Source organism: Alistipes intestinihominis, from assembly GCF_040095975.1.
Lineage (GTDB): Bacteria > Bacteroidota > Bacteroidia > Bacteroidales > Rikenellaceae > Alistipes > Alistipes senegalensis.
Genome location: NZ_JBBMFL010000014.1, coordinates 102942 through 111991 on the forward strand (window position 1 = coordinate 102942; position 9050 = coordinate 111991).

The following is a 9050-nucleotide window of genomic DNA, read 5'->3' on the forward strand; positions in this document are numbered from 1 at the left end:
AAAAATTTTATCGCCGATACGCAATGCGTCTTTACACCAGTGAACTCGTAAAAAAATACAAGGCCCGCACGGTCGTGGACCACGTGTCAATCGATGTCAACCAGGGCGAGATCGTCGGACTGCTGGGCCCCAACGGAGCCGGCAAGACCACTACGTTCTACATGATCGTCGGACTCATCAAGCCCAACGAAGGACGCATCTTCCTCGAAAGCGACGAAGGAGAGGCCACCGAGCTGACCGATTTCCCGGTCTACCGCCGCGCCCAGTTAGGCGTGGGCTATCTGGCCCAGGAGGCGTCGGTGTTCCGCCGCCTCTCGGTCGAGGACAACATCCGCGCGGTGCTGGAGATGACCTCCTACTCGAAGGAGTACCAGGCCGAACGGGTCGAGGCGCTGATCGAGGAGTTCCGCCTGCAAAAGGTGCGCAAGAGCCTCGGCATCCAGCTCTCGGGCGGCGAGCGGCGGCGCACGGAGATCGCGCGCGCGGTGGCCATCAACCCGGCCTTCATTCTTTTGGACGAACCGTTCGCCGGCGTGGACCCGATCGCCGTGGAGGACATCCAGTCGATCGTGGCGACACTCAAACACAAGAACATCGGCGTGATCATCACCGACCACAACGTCGATGAAACGCTGGCCATCACCGACCGCACCTACCTGCTCTACGAGGGCAAGATTCTGAAAACCGGTACGGCCGAGGAGCTGGCCGCCGACCCGATGGTCCGCAAGGTCTACCTCGGGCAGCATTTCGAGCTCAAGAAGAGCCACCAGCTCACCCAGGAGATGAAAAACCGCAAAGGACAGGAGACGAAGGAGTAATTATGGACAAAACGGCTGGCCCGGGCCGCGTCAAAGGCACACTGACGCCGCCCTGTTCGAAAAGTTATGCCCAGCGCGCCCTCGCGGCGGCGCTGCTTTCGGAGGAGGTTTCGGTGCTGCGCAACCTCGAATTCTGCGACGACACCCGTTCAGCCCTGCGCTGCATCGAGGCGCTGGGCGCCCGGGTCCGTCAGGCGGACCCCACGACGCTCTCCATCCAAGGGGGGCTCGACCCCAGGGTCAGCCGGCTCGATGTCGGCGAATCGGGGCTTGCGACACGCCTCTTCACCCCTCTGGCATCGCTCTGCTCCACGCCCATCGTCATCGAGGGGCGCGATTCGTTGCTGCGCCGCCCGATGGGAATGATGCTCGAACCGCTGCGCCGGCTGGGCGTGACGGTCCGCGACAACGACGGCTACCTGCCGGTCGAGGTCCGCGGCCCGATCCGCGGCGGGGAGGTCGAGGTTGACGGATCGGTCTCGTCGCAGTTCATCACGGGGCTGCTGCTGGCCCTGCCCAAAGCCGGACAGGACACGACGCTGCACGTACACGGCGCAGTATCGACACCTTATTTAGATATGACGCTCGACACGGCGGCCCGCTTCGGCGTGGAGATCAGCCAGCGCGACTACGAGGAGTTCTACATCCCGGGACGCCAGCACTACCGTTCGACCTATTTCAGTATCGAGGGCGACTGGAGCGCCGCGGCCATGCTGCTGGTGGCGGGCGCCACGGCGGGAGAGGTCACCGTGCGCAATGTCTCGATGCTTTCCAAGCAGGCCGACACGGCCATCTGCACGGCGCTGGTGCGCGCCGGGGCGGCGGTCATCAACGAGCCGGAGTCGGTGACGGTCCAGCACCGTCCGCTCCGCGCCTTCGAGTTCGACGCCACCAACTGCCCCGACCTCTTTCCGGCGCTCGCCGCGCTCGCCGCGGCGGCCGACGGCGTGAGCGAGATCCGCGGCACCTCGCGCCTCGAATACAAGGAGTGCAACCGCGCCGAGGCCATCCGCGACGAATACGCCAAGCTGGGCATCGAAGTCGATACCTCGGAAGAGGACCTGATGCGCATACGCGGCGGACAGGCGCACGGAGCGCACACCCGGAGCCACGGCGACCACCGCATGGCCATGTCGCTGGCCGTCGCAGCGCTGCGCGCCGACAGCGAGATCACGATCGAGGGGGCCGAAAGCGTCGCCAAAAGCTATCCCGGATTCTTCGAGGACCTCGAACACATCCGGTATTAAACCCATTTGCCCATGAACCAATTCGGACACAATTTCCGGCTCACCCTCTGGGGTGAGTCGCACGGGGCGCAGATCGGCGTCTCGATGGACGGCGTTCCGGCCGGAATACCCCTCTCGGAGGCCGATTTCGCCGAAGACCTCGCACGCCGCCGCAGCGGAGCCCCCGGGACCACGCCGCGCCGCGAACCGGACCTGCCGCAAATCGTCTCGGGCATCTACGACGGCCGCACGACGGGAGCCCCGCTGACCGTCGAGTTCGCCAACACCAACACCCGGTCGCAGGACTACTCCAACGTCGTGCTCCACTACCGCCCCTCGCACGCCGACCTGGTGGCCCGTCACAAATTCGGCGGGTTCAACGACCCGCGCGGCGGAGGCCACTTCTCGGCCCGCCTGACGCTGGGGCTGGTCGCCGCAGGAGTCGTCGCCAAAAAGATACTGCCCGCCGGGGTGCGCTTCGCCACACGGCTCACCGAGATCGGCGGATGCACCGACCCGGCGGGATTCGACGAGGTGCTGCGCGCAGCGGCCGCCGACCGCGATTCGGTGGGCGGAGTCGTCGAATGCCGCGTGCAGGGCGTTCCGCTGGGGCTGGGAGAGCCGTTCTTCGACTCGGCGGAGAGCATGATCGCCCACCTGCTGTTCGCCGTTCCGGCGGTCAAGGGGGTGGAGTTCGGCAGCGGATTCGCGGGCTCGCGTCTGCGCGGCTCCGAGAACAACGACTGCTTCACGGACGGCGAAGGCACGACCGCGACGAACCGTGCCGGCGGCATCAACGGCGGCATCACCAACGGCAACGAGATCGTGGTCCGCGCGGCGCTGAAGCCCACGCCGAGCATCAGCCGCGAACAGATGACCTACAACGAAGCCACCGGCCGAGTGGAGCCGCTGGAAATCCGCGGCCGCCACGACACCTGCGTCGCCCTGCGCGGTGCGGTGGTCGTCGAGGCCGCCGTGGCCATCGCCCTGGCCAACTTCATCCGCCGATGACCCGCCGCGATGCCGTCAACCGACTGACCGCACGCCTCGTGCCCCTCTACGGGGAGCGCGAAGCCCGCGCAATAGCCCGCAATGCCGTCGCAGAGCTCGCGGGAATCCCGCTGTCGGCGCTGCTGACCGATCCCGGGGCAGAGTTCGCCGCGGAACGGTCGGAGGAGGCCGCGGAACGTCTTGCGGCCGGAGAGCCGCTGCAATACGTCGTCGGACACACCGAATTTTACGGGCGCCGCTTCGCCGTGCGCGCGGGGGTGCTGATTCCGCGCCCCGAAACCGAGGAGCTGGTGGACCGGATGCTGCGCGGCGAGTGCGGATCCCGGAGGATTCTCGACGTGGGGACCGGAAGCGGCTGCATCGCGGCGTCGCTGGCGCTGGGGCTTCCCGACGCGGAGATTTTCGCGGCCGATATTTCGGATGACGCGCTGGCCGTCGCCGCGGAGAATTTCCGGACGCTCGACGCCCGGGTCACGCTCCGCAAGGCCGACGCGCTCGGCGGACTGGCGGAGGCATTCCCGGAGCGTTTCGACGCGATCGTGTCGAACCCGCCCTATGTGCCCGAAAGCGACCGCGCGGAGATGCACTCCAACGTCCGCGACCACGAACCCGCCGTGGCGCTGTTCGTCCCGGACGACGACCGCATCCGCTTCTACCGGGCCATCGCGCAGGCAGGGCGGCGGATGCTCGTGCCCGGCGGACGGCTCTGGTTCGAGATTTACGAACACGCCGCGGACGAAATCGTCCGCATGCTGGAGGGCGAAGGATATACCGACATTGCGGTCCACAGGGACCTTTTCGACAAACCCCGCATGATATGCTGCCGGCTGAAGTGAAAAAACGACGCGACAAGACCCCCGAACAGGCGCTCGCCGCGCTGATGCGGCTCTGCGCCCGGGCCGAGAAGTCGGAGAGCGACGCCCGGCGGCTGATGCGCGGCTGGGGGCTGGCCGAACGGGACGCCGAGCAGGTGCTCGGAAAACTCGTCCGCGACCGTTTCATCGACGACGGCCGCTATGCCGAAGCCTTCGTGCGCGAAAAGCTGCGGCTGAGCGGCTGGGGCGCATACAAGATCCGCACGGCGCTGCAACGCAAGGGCATCCGCCGGGAGCTGATCGACGCGGCGCTGGCGCAGGCCGAAGGCGCGGACATGGGCGAACGCCTGGCGCAGATGCTCGCCCGCAAGGCGCGGACGGTGCGGGCCGCCACGCCCTACGAACTGAAAACGAAACTGATACGCTACGGGCTTTCGCTCGGATACGAATACGAGGCGGTGCTCGATGCCGCCTCGGCAATGGTGAGGGAGACAGATACATGCGAAGATTTTTGACCGTTCTGCTGTTCAGCGCGATCGGTGCCGGGGCGCAGGCCCAGCGGCTCGATCCCGGCGATTACATTTATCCCATACGCGACGTGGCGCGGCTCTACTCGGCCAACTTCGGCGAGATGCGCCCGGGGCATTTCCACGCGGGCATCGATATCAAGACCGACGGCACGGAGGGCAAACCTCTGGTGGCTGTCGCCGACGGCTACGTCTCGCGCGTGAGCCTCGCGGCGGGCGGCTACGGCAGGGCCGTCTACCTCACGCTGCGCAACGGCACGACGGCCGTTTACGGCCACTTGCAGCGCTTCCGCGACGACATCGAGGAGCACGTCCGGCAGGAGCGCACGGCCCGCCGAGCGAACGGCGTCAACCTCTTCTTCGGTCCCGGAACGTGGCCCGTGAAGCAGGGCGACGTGATCGGATTCTCGGGCGACAGCGGCTCGTCGATGGGCCCGCACCTCCACTTCGAGATCCGCGACACCCCGACGCAGCGGCTCTACAACGTCGTCCGCGAGGGGGTCATCCGCCCCGAAGACGACCTGCCGCCCCGCATCATGCGTCTGCACTACGTCGAGGTGGACACCCTGCAAGGCGTTCCGGTGCGCAGCCGCATGGAGAGCTACGCCGTGGTCCGCGAAGCCGAAGGCCGCTACCGCCTGACGCGCGAAGAACCCGTCGGCGCGGGACGCAAGGGTTATTTCGTGGCCGAGGTCACCGACCGCCGCAACGGCGTGCACAACACGTTCGGCATCTGGCGTGTCACGGCTTCGGTTGACGGCGTCCCCTATTTCGAATACCGCATGGACGGCTTCACCCACGACCTGTCGCGCTGCTGCGACGCCGTGAGCTGCTATTCGCTCCAACCCGCATCGCGCAACGAAGTGATCCGCCTGGCCCGGCTGGCCGGTTCGCCCGGCTGTTTCTACCCGGTGATGGAGGAGCGCGGCGTGGTGCGCACGGCCGAGGGGCAGCTGCGCCGCATCCGCATCGAGGCCGAAGACGACTGCGGCAACCGCTCGGCGCTGGAATTCACGGTCCGCGGACGCTCGGAGAGTTTCCAGGCCGAAGCCGACACGGCGGCCGTCGCCCTCTACCCCGGCCGGACCTCGCTCGTGCAGGTCGGACGCGAAGCCCGGGCCAGCATCCCCGAAGGGGCGCTCTACGAACCGATATTCGTGAAACCCGAACGCCGCGAAACCCCGCAGGCCGATTCGGGCGTCGTGGTGCTCTCGCCCGCCTACCGGTTCCTCAGCCCCGACACACCGCTGCGGCATCCCGCAGCCGTCACCGTCCGCACCCGCGTACCGCGGCGGCTGCAATTCCGGACCGCGCTGGCCGTGCGCAACCGCAAAGGCCGGCTGGCGTGGGTCGGAGGCTCCTATGCGAACGGCGCCGTGACGGCCTCGACCTACGCCACGGGCGACCTGGTCGCGGTGGCCGACACGCTCGCACCCGCGGTCCGGCCCCTCTTCGCCGAGGGCGCCGACCTCTCGAAATCCGAAAGCCTGCGTTTCCGCGCCGCCGACAATTTCTCGGGCATCGCCTCGTGGACGCTGCGCATCGACGGCGAATGGGTCCCCTGCGACCGGTTCCCCGTGAAGGGCACGCTCGTCCACTTTTTCGACGCCCCGCCGCAGCGGCGCAGGCACGACGTGCAGCTCTCGGTGAGGGACGGATGCGGCAATACGGCACACTTCAAGGGCACATTTTACCGGTAACGCGCAAGGGATTGTGAAAAAATTGCTATATTTGCGATAATCGTAACACTAAGCGAAATGAGCGACAACAATACATCAGAACGTAAACCGCTGATCCTGATCGCGGAAGATGTCGAGAGCAACTACAAGCTGCTGGAAATAATCCTCAAAAAAGAGTACGATCTGCTGTGGGCCAAAAACGGCAAGGAAGCCGTGGAGTACGCTTTCGCAGAGCATCCCGACGCCGTGCTGATGGACATCAAGATGCCGGTGATGGACGGGATCGAAGCGCTGAAAGAGATCCGCCTCCGCACGACCGAACTGCCCGTCATCATGCAGACGGCCTATGCCTTCGACACCGACCGGCGCACTGCCGAGGAGGCCGGATGCAACGGATTCATCACCAAGCCCGTCATGCCGCGCGAACTGAAAATGTATCTCGACAAATACCTCAAATAGCGGCTTCGGCGGCCCTCTTTCCCGAAAAAACAGGCCGGAGATTCGTCCGGTCTGCTTTTTTTATCCATATCGTCCCAGCCCGCACGAACGCCGGAAAGCGGCGGACCCTGCCGCGCAAACAAATCCCGAACGAATATATGGAACCGCTACCACCCGAAACCGGTTTGCTCCTGAAACTGAAACGCCGCATCGCGGAGTATTTCGAGTTCCGGCAGGAGAAAGAACCTGCGAGGGCTTCGGACATTTACGATTATGTAAAGAACAAGCCCGAATTCCGACAGTCGATCCCCGATTCGACCGAATTCAGCCGTTTCCTGCGGAAAATGCACGACTGCGGCCTGATGCGGCAGTTCATCAAAAATTACGAGGTTGACACCTCCTGCCATTCGAGGTATCAGTGGAGATTCTTTCCCGCAGAAAAGAGCGTTCCCGAAAAGACGACCGAAAACGACCGGAACGAAGCGACCTCGCATCCCGACGACGCCCCCGGGTTCCTGCCGCAGACCAAATCGTTCAAAGCGTCGAACGGCGTGACGGTACGTTCGAAGGCCGAACTGTACATTATGAACCGGCTGCTGGCCGTCCGGCATTTCGATGTCTATTACGAACGTCCGCTGACCGCCCGGGGGCAAACCCGATACCCCGATTTCACGATCCGGAACAAACGGACGAACACGGTCTTCTACTGGGAACACTTCGGCATGACGGACAATCCGGCGTATGCGGACGGCATGGCCGAGAAACTCGCCTGGTACCGGCAAATCAGCTACAAAAGCATCGAGGAAAACGGACGGCTCATCGTAACCGTCTATGAGAACGCCGCGCAGTTCATCGACGCCGTGGCACGCATGATTCAGCGCATGGACGAAATCATCGCACCGTGCGGTTTTCTCAGTCCGTCGGCCAAAGAGAGGGAATGACGGCAGATCACTCCGGCAGTTTGCGGTTTATTCTGCATTTCAGCTCTCCATAGGTGCAGTTCAGGATTTCGTAGCGTCCGGAAATTCCTCCGGTCTTATATTCCTCGACCAGATAACACCGCTTCCCCCGGGCCTCGATCGAGTAGCGGCAATGCACGGATTCCCGGACCAGCGCATGTCCGTCCATAATATTCCAGAAGATATTGCGCAGCACGTCGAATCGGGTTCCGAATGGCACGAAATCGCCCGATTCATCCTTGAAATTCACGTCGTTGAAGTTTTCTTTCGCCCGTCCCATAGTCAGTTGTTTTCGACACCCATAAAAGTACGATAATTTATCGACAATCGAAAACGACGGCAAAAAGAAAACTTCCGGCCCCGGCCGAAAGTTTTCCGGATGTGATTCCGGAGCGGTTCGAACGCTCGACCCACAGCTTAGAAGACTAAGGTATTATCTATCCTATTTCAATTCATATTCAGCAATTTGCAACCTTGTACGAAATCTTATTTGGGCAACATTTGGAATTTATTTAATTGATTTTAATTCTGTTGCGAGGTTATGCAAAGTAGCGCAATAGACGCCATTTATGATTTTAAGGCCCCGAATTTCGTTTTTCTCCAAGAAAATGAATAAGAGTCCATATTCGATTTAAGGCGGATAATTAAGGCTAAAATACGCGATTCATTTTATTGCGTGTTTCTCGCCTCTCCTGCGTACTATTCTTTATCAACTGGACTTAGTGAATGTTTTGCCTCCGATTCTGCAAGATGGGGGGGGGTATAAATTCCTGTATTTGTGTGTTTTGCAATCATTTCCTGTTGCTGAAGTATGGTTTCATTTGCCGCAGATAACGCTTTATTTGCATCAGCAAGTGCCTGAACAAGTTTAGCATTCACAAAATCGGGAGCCTCATTTTGAGAAATTGCTTCGTCTTTTATCATATTCCCTTCACCACTCAGCAACCAATCCGCGGATATATTTTCGCATTTAGAGTAAATTATTTCAAGATCAAATGTTCCTCGCGTAATCCAGCTGCTTAATCCTTGGGGAGTAATGCCAATTTTACGTGCAAAGTCTGATTTATTGCCATTCGAATAATAATTTACCAACATCCTGATTTGCTGCTTTTTAACTTTTTTATCAACCATACTGTCAAATAAATTGAGTAAAAAATACGCAAATTGTTTTGTTTTTACTCAAAATGCGCATATATTTGCATCGTGGTACGAACGTACCATACGTTCATACCCCAATAAATCGGGGTAAGTTACTGAAAAAATAGGAATTAACCAAAAATGGGCAGAATCTTAAAAAAGCGACCAGAATCCGCGCCGTCCAACTGGCAGGCTGTACTGACAGAAATGGAGATAAATGATGCTTGGTCGCTGAAATTAGAAGACAACACGGCAGATAATGCTCGTGCCGCAATTAAACGATTGCGAAGGAGCGCAAGATATTCTCATTTACGATTTAAGACACACAAACACAGGAAACCGAAACTGTTTATTATAACACGGATCACTACTGTCCCGTAAAAGTTGATAAATAGTTCTTTGAAATTATTGAAATATAGTCAATTACGTGGTTTCTTGAG

10 protein-coding genes are annotated in these 9050 nt (G+C 60.8%); 8 read left to right on the forward strand and 2 right to left on the reverse strand.

What is annotated here, in order from left to right; all coding sequences use genetic code 11:
* Positions 1-23 precede the first annotated feature (23 nt).
* The 8 genes from lptB (at position 24) to WMO46_RS11785 (ending at position 7455) form a co-directional block, all read left to right on the forward strand.
* Positions 24-818: an LPS export ABC transporter ATP-binding protein gene (gene lptB, locus WMO46_RS11750; protein ID WP_019151072.1), complete on the forward strand. Its 795-nt coding sequence runs from the start codon at positions 24-26 to the stop codon at positions 816-818.
* Between the two features lie 2 nt (positions 819-820).
* Complete coding sequence (aroA, locus tag WMO46_RS11755) at positions 821-2065, forward strand: 3-phosphoshikimate 1-carboxyvinyltransferase (protein ID WP_278965028.1); 1245 nt, start codon at positions 821-823, stop codon at positions 2063-2065.
* A gap of 12 nt (positions 2066-2077) precedes the next feature.
* The gene (locus tag WMO46_RS11760) at positions 2078-3055 is read left to right on the forward strand and encodes a chorismate synthase (protein WP_019151074.1); all 978 of its coding nucleotides are present in this window, start codon (positions 2078-2080) and stop codon (positions 3053-3055) included.
* A complete protein-coding gene (gene prmC / locus WMO46_RS11765; protein WP_278965025.1) occupies positions 3052-3891 on the forward strand; it encodes a peptide chain release factor N(5)-glutamine methyltransferase in 840 nt (279 codons plus the stop codon). The genes WMO46_RS11760 and prmC overlap by 4 nt, the downstream gene beginning before the upstream one ends.
* Positions 3873-4385, forward strand: a complete 513-nt coding sequence (locus WMO46_RS11770) for a regulatory protein RecX (protein WP_129651771.1) — start codon at positions 3873-3875, stop codon at positions 4383-4385. Before prmC ends, WMO46_RS11770 begins: the two co-directional genes overlap by 19 nt.
* The gene (locus tag WMO46_RS11775; protein WP_278965023.1) at positions 4370-6097 is read left to right on the forward strand and encodes a M23 family metallopeptidase; all 1728 of its coding nucleotides are present in this window, start codon (positions 4370-4372) and stop codon (positions 6095-6097) included. Before WMO46_RS11770 ends, WMO46_RS11775 begins: the two co-directional genes overlap by 16 nt.
* 57 nt (positions 6098-6154) lie before the next feature.
* Positions 6155-6535, forward strand: coding sequence for a response regulator (locus WMO46_RS11780; protein ID WP_019151078.1), 381 nt, complete (start codon positions 6155-6157; stop codon positions 6533-6535).
* Between the two features lie 137 nt (positions 6536-6672).
* On the forward strand, positions 6673-7455 hold the full coding sequence (locus WMO46_RS11785) for a hypothetical protein (RefSeq protein ID WP_278965019.1): 783 nt from the start codon (positions 6673-6675) through the stop codon (positions 7453-7455).
* A gap of 7 nt (positions 7456-7462) precedes the next feature.
* On the opposite strand, the gene WMO46_RS11790 is transcribed toward WMO46_RS11785, so the two are convergent.
* Complete coding sequence (locus WMO46_RS11790; protein ID WP_019151080.1) at positions 7463-7753, reverse strand: hypothetical protein; 291 nt, start codon at positions 7751-7753, stop codon at positions 7463-7465.
* 419 nt (positions 7754-8172) lie between these two features.
* Positions 8173-8604: a helix-turn-helix domain-containing protein gene (locus WMO46_RS11795; RefSeq protein ID WP_349094414.1), complete on the reverse strand. Its 432-nt coding sequence runs from the start codon at positions 8602-8604 to the stop codon at positions 8173-8175.
* Positions 8605-9050 lie beyond the last annotated feature (446 nt).

Bases quoted from the DNA above. Each gene is read 5' to 3' on its own strand.
- lptB (WP_019151072.1), top strand. From the start codon at position 24: ATGCGTCTTTACACCAGTGAACTCGTAAAAAAATACAAGGCCCGCACG.
- aroA (WP_278965028.1), top strand. From the start codon at position 821: ATGGACAAAACGGCTGGCCCGGGCCGCGTCAAAGGCACACTGACGCCG.
- WMO46_RS11760 (WP_019151074.1), top strand. From the start codon at position 2,078: ATGAACCAATTCGGACACAATTTCCGGCTCACCCTCTGGGGTGAGTCG.
- prmC (WP_278965025.1), top strand. From the start codon at position 3,052: ATGACCCGCCGCGATGCCGTCAACCGACTGACCGCACGCCTCGTGCCC.
- WMO46_RS11770 (WP_129651771.1), top strand. From the start codon at position 3,873: ATGCTGCCGGCTGAAGTGAAAAAACGACGCGACAAGACCCCCGAACAG.
- WMO46_RS11775 (WP_278965023.1), top strand. From the start codon at position 4,370: ATGCGAAGATTTTTGACCGTTCTGCTGTTCAGCGCGATCGGTGCCGGG.
- WMO46_RS11780 (WP_019151078.1), top strand. From the start codon at position 6,155: ATGAGCGACAACAATACATCAGAACGTAAACCGCTGATCCTGATCGCG.
- WMO46_RS11785 (WP_278965019.1), top strand. From the start codon at position 6,673: ATGGAACCGCTACCACCCGAAACCGGTTTGCTCCTGAAACTGAAACGC.
- WMO46_RS11790 (WP_019151080.1), bottom strand. From the start codon at position 7,753: ATGGGACGGGCGAAAGAAAACTTCAACGACGTGAATTTCAAGGATGAA.
- WMO46_RS11795 (WP_349094414.1), bottom strand. From the start codon at position 8,604: ATGGTTGATAAAAAAGTTAAAAAGCAGCAAATCAGGATGTTGGTAAAT.